The sequence below is a fragment of the Truepera radiovictrix DSM 17093 genome, assembly GCF_000092425.1.
Taxonomy (GTDB): Bacteria; Deinococcota; Deinococci; order Deinococcales; family Trueperaceae; genus Truepera; species Truepera radiovictrix.
On record NC_014221.1, the window covers coordinates 3,091,922 to 3,113,557 of the forward strand.

Annotated in this window: 17 protein-coding genes; 16 read left to right on the forward strand and 1 reads right to left on the reverse strand. The window is 70.5% G+C overall.

The window, feature by feature from the left end:
• The first annotated feature begins 221 nt into the window (after positions 1-221).
• Entirely contained in the window at positions 222-743 is a 522-nt protein-coding gene (locus TRAD_RS14180; protein ID WP_013179307.1) for a Z-ring associated ZapG family protein, read from the forward strand.
• On the opposite strand, the gene guaD is transcribed toward TRAD_RS14180, so the two are convergent.
• Complete coding sequence (gene guaD / locus TRAD_RS14185; RefSeq protein WP_041947328.1) at positions 740-2,047, reverse strand: guanine deaminase; 1,308 nt, start codon at positions 2,045-2,047, stop codon at positions 740-742. The genes TRAD_RS14180 and guaD overlap by 4 nt on opposite strands.
• Positions 2,048-2,253: 206 nt before the next feature.
• On the opposite strand from guaD, the gene TRAD_RS15495 reads away from it, so the two are divergent.
• The 15 genes from TRAD_RS15495 (at position 2,254) to rfbA (ending at position 21,610) form a co-directional block, all read left to right on the forward strand.
• The gene (locus tag TRAD_RS15495; RefSeq protein WP_148221269.1) at positions 2,254-3,990 is read left to right on the forward strand and encodes an N-acetylmuramoyl-L-alanine amidase family protein; all 1,737 of its coding nucleotides are present in this window, start codon (positions 2,254-2,256) and stop codon (positions 3,988-3,990) included.
• A gap of 271 nt (positions 3,991-4,261) precedes the next feature.
• Positions 4,262-4,732, forward strand: a complete 471-nt coding sequence (locus TRAD_RS14195) for an NUDIX domain-containing protein (protein ID WP_013179310.1) — start codon at positions 4,262-4,264, stop codon at positions 4,730-4,732.
• Entirely contained in the window at positions 4,729-5,547 is an 819-nt protein-coding gene (locus TRAD_RS14200) for a hypothetical protein (RefSeq protein ID WP_013179311.1), read from the forward strand. The genes TRAD_RS14195 and TRAD_RS14200 overlap by 4 nt, the downstream gene beginning before the upstream one ends.
• Complete coding sequence (locus TRAD_RS14205) at positions 5,544-5,732, forward strand: hypothetical protein (protein WP_041947330.1); 189 nt, start codon at positions 5,544-5,546, stop codon at positions 5,730-5,732. Before TRAD_RS14200 ends, TRAD_RS14205 begins: the two co-directional genes overlap by 4 nt.
• 273 nt (positions 5,733-6,005) lie before the next feature.
• The gene (locus TRAD_RS14210; protein WP_013179313.1) at positions 6,006-7,616 is read left to right on the forward strand and encodes a GNVR domain-containing protein; all 1,611 of its coding nucleotides are present in this window, start codon (positions 6,006-6,008) and stop codon (positions 7,614-7,616) included.
• On the forward strand, positions 7,613-8,968 hold the full coding sequence (locus TRAD_RS14215; protein ID WP_013179314.1) for a UDP-glucose dehydrogenase family protein: 1,356 nt from the start codon (positions 7,613-7,615) through the stop codon (positions 8,966-8,968). The genes TRAD_RS14210 and TRAD_RS14215 overlap by 4 nt, the downstream gene beginning before the upstream one ends.
• Before the next feature lie 15 nt (positions 8,969-8,983).
• Entirely contained in the window at positions 8,984-9,907 is a 924-nt protein-coding gene (locus tag TRAD_RS14220) for a glycosyltransferase family 2 protein (protein ID WP_013179315.1), read from the forward strand.
• 37 nt (positions 9,908-9,944) lie between these two features.
• Complete coding sequence (locus TRAD_RS14225; RefSeq protein WP_013179316.1) at positions 9,945-11,324, forward strand: O-antigen ligase family protein; 1,380 nt, start codon at positions 9,945-9,947, stop codon at positions 11,322-11,324.
• A gap of 2 nt (positions 11,325-11,326) precedes the next feature.
• Positions 11,327-12,385, forward strand: a complete 1,059-nt coding sequence (locus TRAD_RS14230) for a glycosyltransferase family 4 protein (RefSeq protein WP_013179317.1) — start codon at positions 11,327-11,329, stop codon at positions 12,383-12,385.
• 132 nt (positions 12,386-12,517) lie between these two features.
• Complete coding sequence (gene gmd, locus TRAD_RS14235) at positions 12,518-13,501, forward strand: GDP-mannose 4,6-dehydratase (RefSeq protein WP_013179318.1); 984 nt, start codon at positions 12,518-12,520, stop codon at positions 13,499-13,501.
• On the forward strand, positions 13,494-14,411 hold the full coding sequence (locus tag TRAD_RS14240) for a GDP-mannose 4,6-dehydratase (RefSeq protein ID WP_013179319.1): 918 nt from the start codon (positions 13,494-13,496) through the stop codon (positions 14,409-14,411). The genes gmd and TRAD_RS14240 overlap by 8 nt, the downstream gene beginning before the upstream one ends.
• The gene (locus TRAD_RS14245) at positions 14,398-15,543 is read left to right on the forward strand and encodes a glycosyltransferase family 4 protein (protein WP_013179320.1); all 1,146 of its coding nucleotides are present in this window, start codon (positions 14,398-14,400) and stop codon (positions 15,541-15,543) included. Before TRAD_RS14240 ends, TRAD_RS14245 begins: the two co-directional genes overlap by 14 nt.
• A gap of 1 nt (position 15,544) precedes the next feature.
• The gene (locus TRAD_RS14250) at positions 15,545-17,467 is read left to right on the forward strand and encodes an O-antigen ligase family protein (protein ID WP_148221270.1); all 1,923 of its coding nucleotides are present in this window, start codon (positions 15,545-15,547) and stop codon (positions 17,465-17,467) included.
• 29 nt (positions 17,468-17,496) lie between these two features.
• Entirely contained in the window at positions 17,497-20,646 is a 3,150-nt protein-coding gene (wbaP, locus tag TRAD_RS15500; protein WP_049773146.1) for an undecaprenyl-phosphate galactose phosphotransferase WbaP, read from the forward strand.
• 52 nt (positions 20,647-20,698) lie between these two features.
• Positions 20,699-21,610, forward strand: coding sequence for a glucose-1-phosphate thymidylyltransferase RfbA (gene rfbA / locus TRAD_RS14260; protein WP_013179323.1), 912 nt, complete (start codon positions 20,699-20,701; stop codon positions 21,608-21,610).
• Positions 21,611-21,636 lie beyond the last annotated feature (26 nt).

Here is a 21,636-nt window from a genome sequence, read left to right on the forward strand (position 1 = left end):
CGCTACAGGCGGGGCACATCTTCCGGGGCGCGTTTTACCGTAAACTAAGCTATGCTTAGGGAGCCGCAGCGCACGCCTACTTCGCAGCATCAGCCGAGGCCCACGCGCGACCACACCACCTTGCAGCGCACGCGGTAGCTCCAGCACGCAGCGACCGCGCCGGGTCGCCCTTGGGACGTTCTAGCGCCGCCGACCTCACGCGGCGCTACGTAGGAGGAAGCATGTACATCGAAAACTTCTGGCTCTTTGTCATCGTCGTGATGAGCGTCGGTGCGATTTTGGGGTTTTCCTTCTTTTCGCTCCGCTACCGCAACTCGAAGCGGATCGAACAGCTGCAGCAGCAGCTCGAGGCGAAAACCGAGGAGCTCGCCAACTACCGCGGCGACGTCAACGAGCACTTTTTGCGCACCGCCGAGCTGATCGACGAGCTCACCAAGAGCTACAAACTGGTCTACGACCACCTCGAGAGCGGCGCCTACCGGCTCGTCGGCGAGGAGACCTTCCGTCAGCAGCTCGCCGAGCGCAAACAGCCGCAGCTCGCGGCCTTTAGCACCGCGCCGAGCCGCGAACTCGGCGCCGAGGGTGAACGCACCCCGCTCAACGCCGCCGCGCTGGTGATCGAAGAGGACCTTTTCGAACCCGAGCCGGTCGCCAAACGCCCGAGCGGCCCTCCCGAGGCGCGGCGGCGGACCCCCGCCCAAAGCCCGCGCGCCGGCGACGACGAGGTGCGCCGCTCGGCCTAGCGCTCCCCCCCCGCGAGGTGCGCCCGCAGCGAGACGCCCGCAACCCAGACGTCGCGCACGCTCTCCTCGCGGGCGAGGGTAAAGAGCGCCCCTAGACTCGCCTCCGGCGAGGGGCTGTGGCGCAGCACCTCCTCGAGGGTGCTCCCGGGGGGCGGCTTGAGGAGGACGAGGTCCGCCTGCCGCCCCGGCGACAGGTCGCCAAGCGCCTCCTGGCCCAGCGCGAGCGCCCCCGCGCGCGTCGCGAGGTAGAGCAGGTGCGCCGGGCCGAGCGGCACCCCGTCGGGTTGGAGCATCTGCCCCTGATACGCCATCAGCCCCTCTTTGAGGAGGCTAAACCCCGTCCCCCCACCGACGTCGCTGCCGAGCGCCACCCGGACGCCGCACGCGAGGTGGCGCCGCAAGCTGAAAAGCCCGCTCCCGATAAACATGTTGCTGCTCGGGCAGTGCGCGACCGCCGACCCGGCCGCCGCGAGGCGCCGCAGCTCCCCCTCACGCACGTGCACGTTGTGCGCAAACACCGAGCGCGCGCCGACGAGACCGAAACGCTCGTACGTCGCGAGGTAGTCTTCAGCCCACGGAAACAGCTCGGCGACGGTGCGGATCTCGTCGCGCGACTCGTTGAGGTGCGTCTGGAACCAGACGTCCGGGTACGCCCGCAAAAGGGCCCCCGTCACCTCCAAAAGGGCGTCGCTGCACGACAGGGCGAAGCGCGGGGTCAGGGCGTAACGCAACCGCGAGCGCCCATGCCAGCGGCTGATGAGGGTCTCACAGGTACGGTAGGCGGTCTCGGGGTCGGTGTGCAGCTCGGGGCGCAACAACCGGTCGGCGAGGACGAGCCCGCTTGTGAGGCGCAGCCCGACCCGCTCCGCCTCCTCGAAGAGCGCCTCTTGCGCCCCCGGGAAGTGCGAGCCGAACACGAGCGCCGTGGTCGTCCCGTTGCGCAGCAGCGCGCGCACAAAGCGCGCCGCGAGCGCGCGCGCGTAGGCGAGGTCGGCGAGCCGCGCCTCTTCGGGGAGGGTGCGCTCGCGCAGCCAGTCGAGCAGCGTGAGCCCCATCGCCCCGATGACCCGCACCTGTGGGTAGTGCACGTGCGTGTCGACGAAACCGGGGAGCAGGTAGCTCTCGGGGTCGCCGGCGAGCGCCGCGCTTTGGTAGCGCCCGCGCAGCGTGGCCGCGTCGCCGACGGCGACGATGCGCTCCCCGTCGATCACCAGGGCGCCGTCTGAAAACGCCTCGAGCGCCCCCGCCTCCGTAAAGGGGTTTTTGGGGGTGTGGAAGAGTCGCGCGCGCAGCAGCGTAAGCATCCCCCTTAGCATAGCGCGCTAGGCGGGCCCCTTCGCGCCGCCCCCGAAGATGGGGCGCCGCGCACCCCGCTATCATCAACGCGTCATCGACACGTCATCACCATGCCACCACACGCCATCACAGCCGTAACAGCCGCCTTTGCAGCGGTGTAGGGAGGGTGCTCTCAGCAAGCTCCCAAACTCCGCGTGCTAGACTCTGAAACGCCGTGAAGCGTCCCCTTGCTCGCCTCTTCGCCCTAGGTGTTTTGGTTATGGCGTCGGCGTCGGCGCAGACCTGCTCGGACTACATCGCCATCAGCGGGGTGCTGTTAGAGGGGCCGACCGCCTGCTACTTCGGCGACGAGCGGGGCCCCGAGGCCGCTTTTATCCGCACCGACCACCTCACCCGCGCGTTAGCGCTCGAGTCCACCTACGACCAGGAGACCGGGCGGCTCCGCTTCCGCCAGGGGGAGCTGGTCTTCGAGCTCGCCACGACGAGCGACCCCGAAGCGGCGCTCGAGGCGCAGCCGGAGGCGCTGATCATTGGCGGCGAGGCGCAGCCGGCGCGACCGGCGGTGCTCGCGGGCTCGAGCTACCTGCCGCTGACGACCGTCGTCGCGGTTCTAGGTGGGCAGAGCCACTGGAGCGAGACGGCGCGGATGATCGAGGTCTCCTTTAGCGACCTCGCGCAGGACCCCGCCCCCGAGGCGCTCACGGCCGCAGCGCCAGATGAGGCGGCTTCGGGCGGCACGCCGACCGACCCGACGACCGACGACGCGAGCACCACGGGCGACGTCGGCGGCGAAGCGGGGGACGGTGCACCGCCCCCCGTCGCGGAGCGCCCCGTCGATCCGAACGCCGTGCTTTTGAGCGCGCCGCGCTACGGGGTGCACGACGGCTACACGCGGGTCGCGCTCGACCTGCCCGCGGGGCTGGGGTACCAGCTCGCCGTCGAGGGGGACAACTTTATCGTGCTCTTTACCGGCGCGCGCGCCGAACCCTTTCAGGTCGCGCCGCAGAGCCCGCAGCTCGCCACCTTGGGTTACGCCGAGGTCGGCGATACGCTCGCCTTGATCGCCAGCACCACCTACCCGCTCACCCCCGAGGGGGACGGTTTTGACGTCGGTCTCATGGGCGACGAGGAGCGCGTGCTCTACATCGACTTCGCCCCCGAAAAGCGCGGCGAAGCGGTCGCGCGCCTGCAGGACCTGCCGCGGCGCACCGCGAGCGCCCCCGTCCGCAGCGTCCGGCGCCCCGAGCACGTCCCTAAAACCGTGGTGATCGACCCCGGTCACGGCGGCCACGACCCCGGCGCGGTCAGCCGCTACGTCGTCGAAAAAGACCTCGTGCTCGCCGTCGGCCTCAAGCTCGAGGCGCTTTTAGAGGCGCGCGGGATCAACGTGGTGATGACCCGGCGCGACGACACCTTCGTCGACCTCGAGACCCGCGCCGAGTTCGCGATCCCCTCCGAGCACAACCTCTTTATCTCGCTCCACGCCAACTCGGTCGCCGACAGCACGGCCCACGGCATCGAGACCTGGGTGTTCGGCAAACCCCAAGACGAGTCGCTGATCAACCTCGCCATCCTCGAAAACGGCGGGGGGGGGCTCGGGCGGGCGCGTACGGCGCAGGCGCAGGAGATCGCCGCGAGCATCTCCGGCGACCTGTTGCGCGAGGAGAACCTCTCGTTTAGCATGATGTTCGCCGAGGCGCTGCAAAACGAACTCGTCTTCGCCACCGAGAGCGAAAACCGCGGTGTGCGCCAGAACTACTTCTCCGTCTTGCGTAACGCCCGCGTCCCCGCCGTGCTGGTCGAACTCGGCTTCGTCAACCATCCGGTCGAGGGGCCGCGGCTCGCCTCGGAGGCCTATCAGACGCTCCTCGCCGAGGCGCTCGCCGAGGGCATCGAGGCGTTTTTAAATGGCGGCGGCGACCTCGCGCTGCGGCGGGCCTCGAGCAACTAGCGCCCGGCCCAAACGGCCCTCGCGGGGAGCGCCCAACTGTTCTCGAGCCCTGAGCTACCTACAACGCGGCCCGAACGGGCGTCCTCGGCCCACCCCTACAGGCGCGCCTCGGGCGGCGACGGTAGGTCCGACTTCGTGCCCGCGTTGGACCAGCCACCTTCGTACCGCCGCTCTTGCCGCGTCTGATAGCATGGCACCATGACGCAGCGGCTTCTCTCGGCACCCGGGCGTTCCCACCCGCTCCCCCCTCGCCACTCCCTTCGCGCGGCGCATGGCTGAGCGCGACACCCCGACCCCCGCGCCCGACGCGGCCGGCCCCGTAGCGACCGACGAGGTCGCCGGCGCCGGCGGGGTGGTGTTCCGCCCCTCGGGCGAGGTGCTGCTCCTCGGCCACCGCGAGGGGAGCTGGGTCTTCCCCAAAGGGCACGTCGACCCCGGCGAGAGCCCCCTCGAGGCGGCGCTGCGCGAGGTCGCCGAAGAGGCGGGGGTGCGCGCGCACTGCCCCGACGAGACGCAACGCGACGAGACGCGCTACGTCAACGCGCGCGGCCAGGCGCGCCGCATCACCTGGTTTCTGCTCCTCACCGACGACCGCGCCCCCGCGCTCCGCGAGGCGCTCTTTCCGCGGGGGGGCTTTTTTACCCCCGAGGCCGCCGGCGCCAAGCTGAGTTTCCCCGAAGACCGCGCCCTTTTGGGGCGGATGCTGCGGCGCTTCGAGGCGCTGCGGCGGGAGGCGCGGTGACCGGTGCGCGCGGTACCCTCGGGCCCCTGTCGGGGGGGGCGTGGGTGCGGCTCCTGTCACAAGCGGGGCTCTCCGGCACGCTGCTGCTAAGCAAGGGGGAGAGAGCCACGCTCTTCGTGCTCGGGGAGGGGCGCGTGCAGGGGTGGGACGTCGGCGCCCCCTACGGGCTCGGCGAGGTCGGTGGCCGCTTCGCCTTCTGGCCGCACGCCGAGCGCCCCCAACCGAGCCTCGAGCCCCGCTACCCGAAAGCGGCGGGGCCGCTGCGCGCGCTCCCCGCGCTTCTCGAAGAGGCGCTCTTAAGCACCGCCGAGCTCAACGTGCGCGCGCTGTTCGCGCGCCTCGCCAAAGAGGCCTTTAGCGGCGCGCTGGTCTTCGAACGCCCGCACGCGTCGGGGGTCGTCGTGGTGAGCCGGGGGCGACCCGCCGCGGCGGCGCTCGAGGCGCGCGCGGGGCTGCTCTACGGTCCCGCAGCGCTGCGCCCGCTGCTAGAGGGCGAGGCCGCCGCGCTCTCCCTCTACCCCCTCCCCGAACCCCTCTGCTCGAGCTTTCTCGCACTGGTGCTGGCCTTTGAGGCGGGGGTGCGGGGGGGGCGCCGCCGGAAGCGGCGACGGGCACCTTGGTCGGCGAAACGGGGTACGCGTTTATGCGCGGCGGCGAGGTCTACTTGGAGCTCCTCACCCCCCCCGCCTTGGAAAGCGGCTTCGTCCCCGCTTGCGAAGCCCCCCCGAGCCTCCCTTTGCCGAACGACCCGACCGGTTGGGAGGGGCGCCGCTACGCCCTCACGCTGCGCGGTCGCGACGCGCTCGACCCCATGACGGAGCTGTCGATGCGCTTTCGCAGCGAGTTCGGCCGCACCGGTCAGCGCGCCCTCGAGGGGTTTCGCCGCGCCGCGGCCGCCGAAGCCGTCGCCGAGGCGCTCGGCCTCGAGGCGGGAGCGTTTCGCACCCTTTTGGAGCGCCTCGAAGCCGAGGGGTTCATCCGGCGCCTCGAGGTGCGTTGAGGGGCTACATGACGCCCCGCTGAAGCGCCTCTCAGCTATCACTGACACACCTTGGGTATACTCGCTAGGCTGCGTGCGGGTGCTCGGGCACCGCCGCGCTCCTCCAAAGCCTCCGCATGCACGGCCGCGCCCACAAAAACGCCGCTAGCGCGCTGAGCGCTAAAGGTGGCGCCCGACGGCCGCGAGACCGTCGCCGGGGTGCGCCCGAACACCTCAACGAAGGGCATCACGAGTTATGACGCACACACTGCAAGACCTTCCCGGGGGACGCCGGTGACGTCGCCCTCCACGCCACCTCCGGCCGCGCCCCCCGCCGAGGAGGTGTCGCTGCGCGACCTCTACCTGGTCATCGTGCGCGGTCTGCCGATTATCCTCGGACTCGCGCTGCTCGCTGGCTTCGGCGCGTTTTTGCTCAACGCCAACCGGCAACCGGTCTACCTCGCCGAGAGCACCGTGCTCGTCACCCCACCCCCCATTCAGATCGGCGGCGGCGACAACCTCAGTTTCAGCCCCGCCTACGAGGTCTCCCTGCAGACGTACGAGACGCTCGCCTACAGCCAGATGGTCCTGGAAAACGCCGTCGCGCAGACCGACCTCACCCCGCAGACGCTCGCGGGTCTCGGCTCGCTGCGGCAGCTTATCGGCCCGCAGCGCCCCGACCAGGTGGTCCCCCTCTCGGTCGTCCACCGCGTGCGCAACGCCGACCCCGAGCTCGCCGCGCAGCTTGCCGACGCGTGGGCGCAGAGCACCCTCGAGGCCGTGCGCGAGTCGCTGTTCGCCTCGCTCAGCCCGGTCGACGCCACCACCGCCCAGGAGGTCGCGCGGCTCAGCGCCAACGTCGAGGAGGTCGAGGCGCGCTACCGCGCGTTCGCCGCCGAGGACGAGGGGCCCCAGCTCGAAGCCCAGCTCATCGCGCTGACCCGCGACCTGACCGACGGGCGCGCCCGCGAGGGGCAGCTGCAGCGGGAGATCGCCGCAGCCGAGGCGCGCATCGCCGCGCTCGAGACGCTGCAAGCAGAAGCCGGTACACCCGCTGCCGCCGACCCCAACCTCACGGCGACCCTGCTCGAGCTGCTGAGCGCCCAGGTGTCGCTGCGCGAGACCGCGCCGCCGGCCCCGCGCCTCCCCGCCGACCCCTACGGCCCCCTCAGGGAGGAGCTCGAGGCGCTTTTCGGGGCGCTCGACGTCAGCGCCGAGGAGGCCGCGGCGCTCGCCGAGCTCGCCGCGGCGGTCGACCGCGAGGCCAGCGACGCGCTCGCCGAAGCGCTCGCGCGCCAGGGCGACGCGCTGCAGCGCGCGCGCCAAGAGGAGGCGGCGCGGCGCTTTCAGGGGGCGCTCGTGCGCTACGCGGTGCTCGCGCAAGCGTCGCCCCAAGCGCCGGGGCAGGGCGACGCGGCGCAGGGCAACGACGTGCAGGACGACGCCGCGCAGGCTGACGCGGCGCCGGCTGACGCCGTCGCTCTGCTTAACAGCGCCGCGTTGCAGACCGAACGCGTGACGCTCGCGGGGCTCGAGGCCGAGCTCGGGGCGCTGCAAGCCGAGCTCGAGGACTATAGCGAGGCGGCCGCGGAGCTCCGCGGCCGCCTCGCCACGCTCGACCAGGAGCGCAGCCGCCTCACGCGCGAGCTCGACAGCGCGCTGAGCGCCTACAACACCGTCGCCGAGCTCCAAGCGAGCGTCTCCTACCTCACCGAACTCGCCCCGACGAACGCGCGGATTTTAAGCGAAGCGTCGGTGCCCAGCGCCCCAGTCGGCCCGCGCCGCGGCTTTAACACCGCCCTCGCCGCCGCTCTGGGCGCGGTGGTCGGGCTCGTCTTCGTCTTTTTGCGCGCCGCCGTGCGGCCGCGCACCCACACCACGGTCTCAAGAAAGGTTCACGCATGAACGTCACGATCATCGGCACCGGTTACGTCGGCCTCACCACGGGGGTCGCGCTCGCCTACTTGGGGCACCGGGTCACCTGCGTCGACAAAAACCCGCGCATCGTCGAGCGCCTCGCCAAAGGTGAGGCGACGATCCACGAACCGGGCCTCGAAGAGCTCTTGCGGCGCGCCGCGTCGCACCTGCGCTTTCAGACCGCGATTCCCGACCTGAAGGGTCAAGGGGTCGTCTTTATCGCCGTCGGCACCCCCACCAAGCACAACGGCGACGCCGACTTGCAGTACGTCGACGCCGCCGCCAAAGAGGTCGCCGAACGCATCCAACCGGGCGCTCGGCTCGTGGTGGTCAACAAGTCAACCGTCCCCATCGGCAGCGCGCGGCACGTCGAGGGGATTATCCGCCGGAGCCTCGAGGGGCGCGGCACCGAGGCGCAGGTGTGGGTCGCCTCGAACCCCGAGTTTTTGGCCGAGGGGCGCGCCATGCACGACACCCTCTACCCCGACCGCGTGGTGATCGGCGCCGACGACCCCGCGGCGGTCGGTCTCCTGCACGACCTCTACGCCCCGCTCCTCGAGCAGACCTTCGCCCCCCCCGTCGAGACCCCGCGCCCCGAGCGCTACGCGCTGCCGCCCCTTATCACCACCACCCCGACCAGCGCCGAGCTGACCAAGTACGCCGCCAACGCCTTTTTGGCGACCAAGATCAGCTTTATCAACGAGTTTTCGCGCCTCGCCGAACACGTCGGCGCCGACATCACCGAGGTCGCGCGGGCGATCGGGCTCGACACCCGCATCGGCCCCAAGTTTTTGCAAGCCGGTATCGGTTGGGGGGGGTCGTGCTTCGGCAAGGATACCCGCGCGATCCTCGCGACCGCCAAGTCGTACGACTACGCCATGCCGATCGTCGAGTCGGCGATCTTGGTCAATGAGCGCCAGCGCCTGCACGTCATCGACAAGCTGCAGCGGCACCTCAAGGTGCTGCGCGGCACCACGGTCGGGCTTTTGGGCCTCGCGTTTAAAGGCAACACCGACGACCTGCGCGACGCCCCGGCTCTGACCCTGATCGAGCACCTGCATGAGCGCGGCGCGGTCATCAAGGTGCACGACCCCGTGGCGATGGACAACGCCAGGCGGCTCTACCCGGAGCTGCCGGTCACGTACTGCTGCGATCCCGAGGCGCTCGCTGCGGGCTGCGACGCGCTCGTGGTGGTGACCGACTGGCCGGAGTACACGCGCTTGCCACTAGGGGCGATGAAAGCGCGTATGAAAGGGGAGCTTCTGCTCGACGCGCGCAACCTGCTCAACCCCGAGAGCGCGCGGGAGGCGGGGCTCACCTACGTCGGCATCGGCCGCTAAGCGGAGGCCAGGGCGTTGACGCCGGCGCCGCCCGCCTACCCCCTCGTCTACATCGTCCTCGTCAACTGGAACGGTTGGCGCGACACGGACGCGTGCCTAGCGTCGCTCAAGGCGCTCGACTACCCCAACGCCCGCGTGGTGGTGGTCGACAACGCCTCGACCGACGGCTCGGTCGCGGAGCTGCAGCGGCGTCACCCCGACCTGACGCTGCTGCCAAGCGGCGCCAACCTGGGCTTCGCGGGCGGCAACAACGTCGGGTTGCGCTACGCCCTTGAGCAGGGCGCCGACTACGTGTGGCTGCTGAACAACGACACCTTGGTCGAACCGGACGCCTTGACGCACCTCGTCGCGCGCGCGCAGGCGGGCGCTGCGGGGCTGCCGGTCGGGCTCTGCGGTTCGACCCTGATCTATGAGAGCCGGCGCGACACGGTGCAGGCGCTCGGCGGCGCGCGTTACAACCGCTGGTGGGGGACGGTCGCGCACATCGGGCGCCACAGGCCGCGGGAGCTGCCCATCGACGCCGCGGCGGTCGAGCGGCAGCTCGACTACCTCATCGGCGCTTCGATGCTCGTGTCCAGGCCCTTTCTCGAGACCATTGGGCTGATGCAGGAGGACTACTTTCTCTACTTCGAGGAGCTCGACTGGGCGGTGCGCGCGCGCGGGCGCTTCGCGCTGGCGTACGCGCCCCAAAGCGTCGTCTACCACAAGGAGGGCGCGAGCATCGGCGGCAACGACCGGGCGCGCGCGGCCAAGAGCTTTACGGCCGACCGCTACGCGCTCCAAAACCGCGTCCGCTTTACCCGCCGGTTTTACCCGTACGCCCTGCCGACCGTATACTTGGGGTTGGGCGTCGCCCTTATCAACCGCGTCCGCCGCCGCCAGTGGGACCGGGTGGGTTTGATCGCGCGTATCCTGCTGCGCGGCGGCGAGATCGTTTAGGGCGCAAAGGGGTTGGAGCGACATGTGGGGAGAGCAGATGGCACAGATCGTTCGGGTGCACCGCCGCAGCGCGGGCGCGCCGGTGGGGGTGGCGAGCGCGTGGGCGCGCGCCGGACGCGCGCCACTCGTCGCTGCAGCGGTGCTCGCCCTCGCCCTCCTCTACTCGTTTCCGTGGCTGCGGATCCCCGACGTCCTCGGCGTGCCGCTCCCCTTTCAGCGCCTGATCGCCTGGTGCGGTCTCGCCGCCCTTGGCGTGCGCGTCGCGCTGCAAGGGCGCTTTCGCGCGAACGCGGCGGCGCGCCTCTACCTGGGCGTCGCGGCGCTGTTTTTTATCGTGTTGGGTTTTTCGACGTGGGTCAACATGACGCGCAGCGAGGTGTTTCACACCCTGCGCTACGCGAGCGAGATGTCGAAGTACGTGGCGGTCTTCGGTACCGGATTTCTGGTGTACTACGCGCTCGAGCACGGCCTTGTCAAGGTCGTCTGGCTCGAGCGGCTGCTCCTCGTGTCGGGCGCGTTGTCGATCGCTTTTGCCTACCTCTTCCTCTTCCTCTACTGGGCGGGGTTTCGTTCGACCAACGAGATCCTGACCAACTCCTTTGGCGGCGCGCTGGGCGTCTGGCCGACCGCCTCGTTTCTCCCGCGGCTCGCCGGGACGACCGCCGAACCGCAGCAGCTCTCGGTCATCTTTAACACGGCGCTGATGCTGATGCTAAGCCGCACCTACGTGCGCCGCTGGTGGCCGGTCGCGCTCGCCGGGCTGCTCGTGCTCGTGCTGTCGCAGTCGAAGTTCGCGCTTATCTCGCTGGTCGCTATCGCGCTCTTTGTCGACGCCACGTATAAACGCCACCGCTTCGTCTTCGCCGCGCTCGTGGTGCTCATCATCCCGCCGGGGCTCAACTTGTTAAGCACGCTCCCCGTCTTTCGCACGACCTTAAACCAGGGGCTCGAGGCCCAGGCGTTTACCGACCGGCTCGAAAACCTGGGGATCTTGGCCGCGATCATCCGGAGCAACCCACTCGAAGGCATCGGTATCGGGCAGTACGGCGTCTACCGCGGCGCGCTCTTGTTTAACGACCCCTTCGACAACCCCAACTACAACGCCGGCAACGACCTATTCACCATCTTCGCCGAGGCGGGGATGTTCGGCTTTTTCTTGATCGCGCTCCTTTTCGGGGCGCTGTTCGGCAAGTTCGTAGGGGTGCTGCCGCGCCTGCGGGGGCAGCAGCGAGAGAGCTACCTCGCGGTGCTCATCGGCGCCGTGACGATCTTTTTAAACATGCTGATCGGCTACGCCTTTTTGCACGCCTTTTTCTGGGTCAACTTGGGGATGCTCCTCTACCTCTACCGCGCTTGGGGGTGGCGCCCCGACCCGGCCCCAACGTCGCTGTCCGCACCCCCTCGAGGTCACCTCTAAGGATGCCGCCGCTTTTCGTCAACGCCCGCTTTTTGACCCAACCCATGACCGGCGTGCAGCGCTACGCCGCCGAGGTCGCCAGGCGCCTTAAACGCGCGCGCCCCGCGACGCGCTTTTTGGTCCCTCGCAACGTGCTCCACACGGGTCTCGCCGACGAGCTCGGCGCCGAGGTCACGGGGCGCCTCACCGGGCACGCCTGGGAGCAGCTCGAGCTCCCCTTCTACACCCGCGGCGGCGGTCTCCTGAGCCTCTGCAACACGGGCCCCCTGCTAAAGCGCCGCCAGGTCGTCACGCTCCACGACGCGGCGGCTTTTGCCATCCCCGAAGCCTACGCGCTCGCCTTTCGGAGCTGGTACAAGGTGCTCTTCGTCGGGCTCGGGCGCGCGGCGCGGGGCGTGCTGACCGACTCGCACTTTTCCGCCGCCGAGCTGCAACACTACGCGCACGTTCCCAAGCACAAGCTCCGCGTCGTGTATCTGGGCAAAGAGCACCTCTTGCAGACCCCGCCCGACCCCGCGGTCTTGACCCGTCACCACCTGACGCGCCCCTTTGTGCTCGCCGTCAGCAGTTTGAGCCCGCACAAAAACTTCGGCGCCGTGGTGCGGGCGCTCGAGCACCTCGGTGAGACCCCCTTCGACACGGTCATCGCGGGCGGCATAAGCCCGCGCGTCCACGCCCGCACCGCGCAGCTCCCCGCCAGCATCAAACACGTCGGTTACGTCAGCGACGGCGAGCTGCGCGCGCTCTACGAGGGGGCGAGCGCCTTTATCCACCCCGCCCTCTACGAGGGGTTCGGCCTCCCCCCCTTGGAGGCGATGGCGTTGGGTTGCCCCGTGATCGTCTCCAAGGCCGCCTCGCTGCCGGAGGTGTGCGGCGACGCGGCGCTCTACTTCGATCCACACGACCCGAGCGACTTAGCTGATAAGATTCGGCAGCTTATGCAAGACGCGCCCCTGCAGGCGCGCTTGCGCCACGAGGGGCCGGTGCAAGCCGCGCGCTTTAGCTGGGAGCGCTGCGCCGACGAGGTGCTCAGCTTCGCCGAGAGCGCCCTCGCCCCCTGACGTCAGGGCGCAGGGGCTCGCCGCCGAGAGGTCGCGGGTGGCCGCTCGGGAGCGCTTTTCGCTGGCTGCCGGAGCAGCTTTGCACGGGGCGCCGTACGCGCCGACCAAGACCTGCTAGGGTAAGGGAGACTTATGGGTAAAACCGCACTGATTACAGGGATCACCGGGCAAGACGGCGCTTATCTGGCCGAACTGCTCCTCCACAAGGGGTATACGGTCGTCGGCGCCGAACGCCGCGCGAGCACCCGCAACCGCGCCCGTTTGGACGAGCTCGGTATCACCGACGAGATCATCTTTACCGACTTCGACTTGGCCGACCAGGGCAACATGGTGCGCGCGCTCGAAAAGCACGCCCCCGACGAGGTCTACAACCTCGCGGCGCAGTCGTTCGTGGCGCTGTCGTTTGAACAGCCCGTCATGACGGGCGACATCACCGGCGTCGGCGTCGCGCGGCTTTTGGAGGCGATCCGCACGGTCAACCCCGAGACGCGCTTCTACCAAGCCTCGACGAGCGAGATGTTCGGCAAGGTGCAGGCGGTGCCGCAGAACGAGACGACCCCCTTCTACCCGCGCAGCCCCTACGGGGTCGCCAAGCTCTACGGGCACTGGATGACGGTCAACTACCGCGAGTCCTACGACATGTACGCCTGCTCGGGGATCCTCTTTAACCACGAGAGCCCCTTGCGCGGCGTCGAGTTCGTCACGCGCAAGATCACCCTGGCGGTCGCGCGCATCAAACACGGCCTGCAGCGCGAGCTGCGCCTCGGCAACCTCGACGCCAAACGCGACTGGGGTTACGCCAAGGAGTACGTCGCGGGGATGCACGCGATGCTGCAGCAAGCGGCGCCGGAGGACTTCGTGCTGGCGACCGGTGAGACCCACACCGTCGAGGAGTTCGTCGAGGCGGCTTTCGAGGCGGCCGGCCTCGAGTGGCGCGACTTCGTCGTCATCGACCCCGCCTTCGTCCGTCCGGCGGAGGTCGACCTGCTTTTGGGCGACCCCTCCAAAGCCAAGGCGAAGCTCGGTTGGACGCCCCAGACCTCGTTCCGGGAGCTCGTCGCGCTCATGGTCGAAGCTGACCTGGAGCGCGTCGCGCGGCCCCTCTCGTATGCCTAGAGCGCTCGTCACGGGGGCGGGGGGGTTCGTCGGGCCGTACTTGGCGCGGCACCTGCGGGAGCTGGGCTACGAGGTCTGGGGCACCGCCCTGCGGGAGGTCGCCTCGAGCGACTTTCAGAGCGTCCCCCTCGACGTGCGCGACGCGGCGCGGGTGCGCGCGGTGGTCCGGGAGCTCCAACCCGACGAGATCTACCACTTAGCGGGCGTCACCCGCCCCGCCAGCGAGGGCGCGGCGGCCTTTTACGCGGTCAACTTGGGCGGCACCCTAAACGTGCTGGAGGCGGCGCGCGAGGTCCGCGCCGCCGTGCTCGTCGTCGGCAGCGCGTACGTCTACGGCGCGCAGCGAGGGCCTCTCAGCGAGCGCGCGCCCCTGCAACCGGTCAACCACTACGGCGCCTCCAAAGCGAGCGCCGAGCTCGCCGCGCTCCCCTACGCGCTCTCGGGGATGCGCGTCGTGCGGGCGCGCCCCTTTAACCACGTCGGCCCCGGGCAGTCGCCCGACTTCTTGCTGCCGACGCTGGTGCAGCAGCTCGCGCGCATCGAAGCGGGGCGCGCGGAGCCGGTGATCAAACTCGGCAACCTGGACGCGGTGCGCGACTTTACCGACGTGCGCGACATCGTTCGGGCGTACCCCAAGCTGCTCCACGAGGGCGACAACGGCGGCGTCTACAACCTCGCGTCGGGGCGCGGCGTGAGCGTACGCGAGCTCGCCGAGCTTGTCTTGGAGCGCGCCGAGGTCACCGTCAGGCTCGAGACCGAGGCCGCGCGGGTGCGCGCGAGTGACATCCCCGAACTCGTCGGCGACGCCACGCGCGCCCGCGAGGCGGTCGGCTGGGCCCCCTCTATCCCCCTAGAGGCCACCCTCGAGGCGATGCTCGCTTTTGAGCGGGAGCGGTATGCGGCCCCTTGAGGCGGCGCGCGTCGCCATCGTTCACGACTGGCTCACGGTCTACGCGGGGGCCGAACGGGTTTTAGAGCAGATGCTGCTGGCGCTCCCGCAGGCCGACCTCTACAGCCTGGTCGACTTTGTGCCCGAGGACGCGCGCGGCTTTCTCGGCGGGCGGCGCGCCCGAACCTCGTTTCTCCAACGCCTGCCGCGCGCGCGGACGCACTACCGCAGCTATTTGCCGCTCATGCCGCTAGCGGTCGAGCAGTTCGACCTCTCGGGCTACGACCTGGTGATCTCGAGCTCGCACGCGGTCGCTAAAGGGGTCCTCACGGGCCCCGATCAGCTGCACCTATGCATTTGCTACTCGCCGATCCGCTACGCCTGGGACCTGCAGCACCAGTACCTGGAGGAGTCGGGCCTGACGCGCGGCGTCAAGGGGGCGGCGGCGCGCCTGCTGCTCCACTACGTCCGGCTCTGGGACGCGCGCACGGCAAACGGCGTGGACGACTTTATCGCCATCTCCGGCTTTATCGCGCGGCGCATCCAGAAGGTCTACCGCCGCGACGCGACGGTCATCTACCCGCCGGTCGACACGGACGGGTTTGCGCTCCGCCCCGACAAGGAGGACTTCTACCTCACCGCCTCGCGCCTGGTCCCCTACAAAAAGATCGACCTCATCGTCGAGGCGTTTTCGGCGCTCCCCGACCGGCGGCTCGTGGTGATCGGCGACGGCCCCGAGATGGCGAAGGTGCGGGCCAAAGCGGGACCCAACGTGCAGCTTCTAGGCTACCAACCCTTTTCGGTTCTGAAAGACCACCTGCAGCGCGCGCGCGCTTTTGTCTTCGCCGCCGAGGAGGACTTTGGTATCGTGCCGCTAGAGGCCCAAGCGTGCGGCACGCCGGTGATCGCCTACGGCAAGGGGGGGAGCCTCGAGACGGTGCGCGGCCCCGAGGCCGGCGAGGGGGCGACCGGGGTCTTTTTCGAGGCGCAGACGGTCGCCAGTTTGCAGGGGGCGGTGCGCGCCTTTGAAGCGCAGACCTTTTCGCCGGAGGCGGCGCGCGCGAACGCCGAACGCTTCTCCGTGGCGCGGTTTCAGGAGGCGTTTGGCAGCTTTGTCGCGGCGCGCTACCGCGCCTTTCACGGCGTCACCTAAGGTGCCTACCCCCCCCACCCCGACGCGACCACCCCCGACGGGCGAGGTGAGCTGGCTCTGGACCGGTCTGTGGGGCGCCGCGGCGCTGCCGCTCGCGCTCTACGGCGCGCTCTTTAGCGCTTCGCGCGCGGCGGTCGCGGGGCTCGTGGCGCAGTGCCTGCTGGTGGCCGCGCTCGGCTACCTGCGCCCCCCGACGCGCGCGGTGCGCTGGGGGCTGCTCGCTGCGCTCGCCCTCTTTCTCGCCGGTGGGCTTCTAGAGGGTGCGCTCGCGCGGGGCGTCTGGCTCTCGTCGGACAAGTCGGGGCTCGCCGAGAGCGTGTCGCAGCGCCTTTACGAACGCGTGTCGGGGGTGGGGCGGCGCAGCTGGCACACCGGCGCACACGAGGCGGCGACGCTCAGCTTCGAGGCTCGCCTCGCCGCCGGCCAAGCGGGGTGGGACTGGGCGCGCTCGCACCCCGGTTTTGAGCTCGAGCCCCTGCGCGACGCGGAGGGGGGCTTTACCCGCATCAGCGCGCCTGCGGGGGTGCGGGGCTACCTCATGCGCACCTTCGACCTCGGCCAGCCCCTCGGCGGCGAGCTCTTTCGCGTGGTGCTCGAGCTGCGCGACCCGAACGGCCCCCCGCGGCGCGCCCCCCGCCCCGCGATCGAACGCGGCGAGCCCGTCGGCGCGCGGCGCTGCCGCGGGGTGGCGCTCGCAGCGTGGGCGCCCGGGGGGGGCGGGCGCTGTTTGCCCGTCACCCTAGACCGCGAGTGGGCGCGTTACAGCCTCTCGTGGCGGGTGCCCGAGGGGGTCGCGTCGTCCGTGGTGCGGCTTTTTCTCTCCGACTTCGGCGGCAGCACCCTGGACGTGCGGCGGGTGCAGCTCTACTGGCACCGCCGCCCCGTCGGCCCCCTGATCCCCCAGGGGGCCGCGCTGCAGATCGCGTGGCCGGAGCGCCCCGAAGCGCACTCGGGGTACGCCTTCGTCCCCACCGAGGTGTGGGAGCGCCACGAACTGCCCCTGACGCGCGGCCCGGCGGGAGAGGGGGTGCTGACAGCCACCTTGCGCACCGGCAGCGGGCTCGTCGTCGAGACGCGCAACGTCGCACTCACCGCCCCCGACGGCACGCCCTTGCCGGCGGCGGCGAGCAGCCCGCGGCGGACGCTCGTCTTCGGCGACCCCAACCTCGCGGGGCACACCGCCGCCGCCCTCGGCCTCGCGCTGCTCAGCCTCGCGTCCCCCCCCCTGGCGCTCGCCGGCGCCCTTGCGAGCCTCCTCAGCGTCGCGCTTACGGGCAGCCGCGCCGCGTGGCTCGGCGTCCTCGTCGGGGTGCCGTGGCTTCTTTTGCTGGCGCTCGCCCGCGCGCGGCGCACCGGCGCCACCTGGACGCTCCTGGCGCCTTTGTGCGGCGCCGGAGCGCTGCTTCTGGTGACGGCTTGGGGCCCGCTCCAAGGGGGGGCGCGGCGGATCTTCAGCCTTCACGAGGTGACCGCGCGCAGCGACATCTGGGCGGCGGCTTGGGAGGCGCTGCGCAGCCACCCGCTCCGCGGCCTCGGGGCGGGCGGCTTCGCCGAGTTCTGGGCGCAGACGCGCGCCGGCGGCGAGGCGGTGCAGCACGCGCACAACGCCTGGCTCGAGCTCTCCGCCGCTTACGGGCTGTTCGGCGTGGCGGCGGCGCTCATCCTCCTGCTGGGGCTACCCTACGCGGCGTGGCGGCTGCAGGGGGGGCGCGGCGCGGCGCTCGTCGCGGGCGTTTTCGCGATGAACCTGCTTGACACCACCCTCTTCTACGCGGGGGTGCTGCTCCCCCTCGCGCTCGCCCTCACCGCCCACCCACCCCCTCGAGGGCTCGGCCACCGCAGCTTGCAGCGCCCCTCAGTAAATCGGGGCATAATCGGACCGGGGGGGCGCCCCGCGCGTCACCGCCCGACCGACACGCCATGACCCCGACACCGCCCCTTTCGACCCCACCCGTGACGCCGACCCGAGACCGCGCCCACGTACCGCTTTTAGCGGTTCTTGGCCGCGGGCTCACCTTCGCGCTCGGCCTCGGCTTTGCGCTGCTACCCGCCTACGGCCCCTTCGCCGGTCTTTTGCTCCTTCTGCGCGGCCGCCGCGCGCGCTGGTCGCTGCAACGCAGCGACCTCTTATGGTGGGGCTCGGCGCTGCTGCTCGCCCTGCCGCTGGGGCTGCACGGCGGCCCCTCGGGGTTTCTCTTCGGCGCGGCGCAGGTGCTCGCGCCGTGGCTTATCTTCCGCGCCTTTTTCCGCCTCCACGGCGCGCGCTTGCGGCTCGAGACGTCCTGGGTGGGCGTCGGCCTGCTCACGGGGCTCGCCACCCTCGTCGCCCTCGGCTGGCTGCAGGAGGGTTCGGGGGCGCTCGCCGAGCGCGCCGCCGCCCTGATCGGCCCGACGCGCGGCAGCCTCTACGGCCACACCGTCCTCGCTCTGGGGGCCCTCGTCGCCGTGCTGCTGCGCCGCGGGCGCTACCAGGTCCTGAGCCTCACGCTCTCCGCCTTGGGCGTGCTCATCTCGGGGAGCCGCGAAGCGGCGGTCGCGTGGCTCGTGGTCGCCGTGGCGCTCATCTTCGTCGGCAAAACCCGCACCCCGCGCAAACGCGCCGCGTTCGGCGCCGCGGTGGGCGTTATCCTCGTCGGCGCCTCCTTGCTGGGGCCGCTCTTCGGGTGGGGGAGCGCGGGCTTTTTGCTCGACGTCGCGCCACCCCCGGCTGAGGCGAGCCGCAACCTGCTGCAGGGCACCGAGGTCGCCAACGGCGACTGGTGGCAAGCGGTCGGGGTGCACGTCGAAGCGCACCCCGTCACGATCGGCGACGCCGCGCTCACCGGCTACCTGCTCACCAAGACCGACCCCGCCCCCACCTCGCGGCTGCAGCAGCCGGTGACGCTCGAGGCGGGCGCCACCTACACGCTTAGCGCCTGGCTCCGCCCGGATGCCGGAGGCCGCCCGGCCCGCGGGGCGCAGCCGGGGTTGCAGGGTTGGGGGCAGCCCCTGGGTGAGGACGAAGCGTTTACGCTCGAGGGCACCCTCGAGGGGGGGCGCTGGGAGGCCCGCGTCAGCGGCGCCGGCCAGCTGCTCGACGCGGGCGTCTTGGAGACCCGCGGGGCGTGGCGCCGCGTGTACCTCAGCTTCGCCTACGTCGGTAGCGCGCCGCGCCTCGACGCCTGGGTGGGGTTTGCGCCGGACGCGCGGACGCGCGCGGGTACGCGCGCGATGTTCGCGGGGTTGCAGCTCGAGCGCAACCTGGCCTCCCCCTACACCCCCGGCGCTCTCACCCAGGGCCTCAGCTTGCAGCGCACCCGCGTCGCCTACTGGCAGACCGCGTGGCGGGGCTTTTTGGAGTCGCCCCTGTGGGGTCAAGGGGAGCTCTTCCCGCGCTTTTTCCGCGCCACCTGGCCCGACTTCCGGCAGGTGAGCGCCCTGCCCTCGCACGCCCACTCCCTGCCGCTGCAGCTCCTTTACGAACGCGGGCTTATCGGCTTCGCCGGGCTGCTGCTCTTCGTCGCGGCGCTTACCTCCCACGCCCTGCGCAAGGGCGACGCGGCCTTTTTGGTCGTCGTCGCCGCGCTCTTGGTCGCCAACGTGTTCGACACCACCCTCTTTTCCGGCGGGGTGCTCTACCCGCTCGCGGCGGTCGCGGGGTGGCGCGCGGCCGCCTACCGCTTCGCCCGCACGGGCGAACGCGACTCCGCGACGCGGCAGTTCGGCGTGCGTCTGTCGCTGATGATCGTCGACTTTGCCGCCGCGACGCTCGCCTTTAGCCTGGCGCTCTGGACGCGGCAGCTCGGTACGCTCTTGGGGATGCCGGCGATCAACCCTTTGGCCGCCTCCCTCGAGGTCGCCCGCTACGCGCTGCTCTTATGGCCCGTGATGGCCTGGCGCGAGGGGCTCTACCCCGGCTACGGCCTCACCGCGCCGCAGGAGCTGCGCAAGCAGGTCGTCAGCGCCGCCTACGCGGGGCTTATCCTGGCCGCCGGTACGGTGCTCTTTCGCGTGCAGCTGCCTATCCCCCGCAGCATCTTGCTCCTCACGATCCTCTACAGCATGGTGCTCAACCCGGCCGCCAGGGCGCTCACCAAACGCCTGTTGCAGCGCGCTGGGCTCTGGGGGCGCCCCGTCGTCATCCTGGGTGCGGGGCGAGCGGGGGAGCGCATCGCGCGGGCGCTCGGCCAAAGCCCCCTCGACGGGCTCCACCCCATCGCCTTTTTCGACGACGACCCCGCCAAGCAGGGCCGGGTGATCGCCGGGTTGCGGGTGCGCGGCCGCCTCGCCGACGCCGACCGCTACGCCCTAAAGCGCGGCGTGCAGCACGCCATCGTCGCCATCCCGACCGCGACGCCGGAGCTGCTCGCAGGCCTGATCAACATCCGCGGACGCGTCTTTAAGCGGGTGCAGTTTATCCCCGACTTGGTCAACCTGCCCTCCGAAGGGGTCTACGCGAGCGACCTCGACGGGCTTTTGGCGCTCGAGGTGCGCCTGGGGCTCTACTCCCGCGCCAACCAGCTCTTTAAACGCGCCGTCGACCTCGTCGGGAGCGTGCTGGGGGGGATCCTTATCGCCCCCGTGCTGCTCGCGCTGGCGGTGTGGATCAAACTCGACTCCCCCGGCGGCGTCTTCTACTGGAGCACCCGCATCGGGCAGAAGGGCGCGCCCTTTAAGTGCCTCAAGTTTCGCAGCATGTTCGAAGACGCCGACGCGCGGCTCCAGGAGATGCTCGCGCGCGACGAAGCGGTGCGCGCCGAGTACGAGCGCTTTCACAAGCTGGAGCGCGACCCGCGCATCACCCGCGCGGGCGCCTTTATCCGCCGCTTTAGCCTCGACGAGCTGCCGCAGCTTTTCAACGTCTTTAGGGGGGAGATGAGCCTGGTGGGCCCGCGCCCCTACTTGGTGCAGGAGCTCCCCGACATGCGCGGTTTTCAGGAGACCATCTTGGAGGCCAAACCGGGGATGACCGGCTACTGGCAGGTCTCGGGGCGGAGCGACGTGACCTTCGAGGAGCGCCTGGTGATGGAGGCGCAGTACGTCCGCAACTGGTCGCCCTGGTGGGACCTGATCATCTTGGTGCAGACCGTAACGGTGGTGCTGCAGCGGCGCGGGGCGCGTTAGCCGGCGCAAGACGTGCGGCAGCGCGCCGCGCGGGCGGTGTAAGGTAGCTCTGATGACGCGCGCTCCACATCCTATCAAGGGCATCGTCCTCGCCGGCGGCTCCGGCACCCGCCTCTACCCCGCGACGTTGGGGGTGAGCAAACAGCTCATCCCCGTTTTTGACAAACCGATGATCTACTACCCGCTCTCGGTGTTGATGCTCGCACAGATCCGCGACATCTTGGTGATCTCGACCCCGCGCGACCTCCCCGCCTTCCGGCGCCTTTTGGGCAACGGCAGCCAGTGGGGGGTGCGCTTTACGTACGCTGAGCAACCCGAACCCAAGGGGCTCGCGCAGGCGCTCACTTTGGGGCGCGACTTCGTCGGCGCGAGCCCCGTGTGCCTCATTCTGGGCGACAACATCTTTTTCGGGCAGTCGTTTTCGCAGCAGCTGCAGCGCGCCGCGCAGCGGGTGCAGACCGAGGGGGGGGCGACGATCTTCGGCTACTACGTGCGCGACCCCGAGCGCTACGGGGTGGTCGCCTTCGGCGAGGACGGGCGGGTTGTGAGCTTGGAGGAGAAGCCTGCGCGGCCGCGCTCACCCTACGCCGTCACCGGGCTCTACTTCTACGACAACGCGGCGCTTGACATCGCCGCTGGCCTTCGTCCCTCCGCGCGCGGCGAGCTCGAGATCACCGACGTCAACCGCGCCTACCTCGAGGCGGGGCGGCTCCGCGTCGAGCTCTTGGGGCGCGGGATGGCGTGGCTCGACACCGGCACCCACGAGTCGCTGCTGCAAGCGTGCAACTTCGTCGCGACCATTGAGGCGCGGCAGGGGCTCAAGGTGGCCTGCTTGGAGGAGATCGCCTACCGCCAGGGGTGGATCGGCGCGCGCGAGCTCGAGGCGCTCGCCCAGCCTCTCGCCAAAACCGGTTACGGCCGCTACCTCTTGGGGCTGCTGCACGGCCCCCCCGGGGCGCGCTAGCGGGCGCCTAGCCGCGCCGGGTATCA

Coding starts and splice junctions, on each gene's coding strand:
- TRAD_RS14180 (WP_013179307.1), top strand. CDS start 222: ATGTACATCGAAAACTTCTGGCTCTTTGTCATCGTCGTGATGAGCGTC.
- guaD (WP_041947328.1), bottom strand. CDS start 2,047: ATGCTTACGCTGCTGCGCGCGCGACTCTTCCACACCCCCAAAAACCCC.
- TRAD_RS14195 (WP_013179310.1), top strand. CDS start 4,262: ATGGCTGAGCGCGACACCCCGACCCCCGCGCCCGACGCGGCCGGCCCC.
- TRAD_RS14205 (WP_041947330.1), top strand. CDS start 5,544: ATGACGGAGCTGTCGATGCGCTTTCGCAGCGAGTTCGGCCGCACCGGT.
- TRAD_RS14215 (WP_013179314.1), top strand. CDS start 7,613: ATGAACGTCACGATCATCGGCACCGGTTACGTCGGCCTCACCACGGGG.
- TRAD_RS14225 (WP_013179316.1), top strand. CDS start 9,945: ATGGCACAGATCGTTCGGGTGCACCGCCGCAGCGCGGGCGCGCCGGTG.
- TRAD_RS14230 (WP_013179317.1), top strand. CDS start 11,327: ATGCCGCCGCTTTTCGTCAACGCCCGCTTTTTGACCCAACCCATGACC.
- gmd (WP_013179318.1), top strand. CDS start 12,518: ATGGGTAAAACCGCACTGATTACAGGGATCACCGGGCAAGACGGCGCT.
- TRAD_RS14240 (WP_013179319.1), top strand. CDS start 13,494: ATGCCTAGAGCGCTCGTCACGGGGGCGGGGGGGTTCGTCGGGCCGTAC.
- TRAD_RS14245 (WP_013179320.1), top strand. CDS start 14,398: ATGCGGCCCCTTGAGGCGGCGCGCGTCGCCATCGTTCACGACTGGCTC.
- rfbA (WP_013179323.1), top strand. CDS start 20,699: ATGACGCGCGCTCCACATCCTATCAAGGGCATCGTCCTCGCCGGCGGC.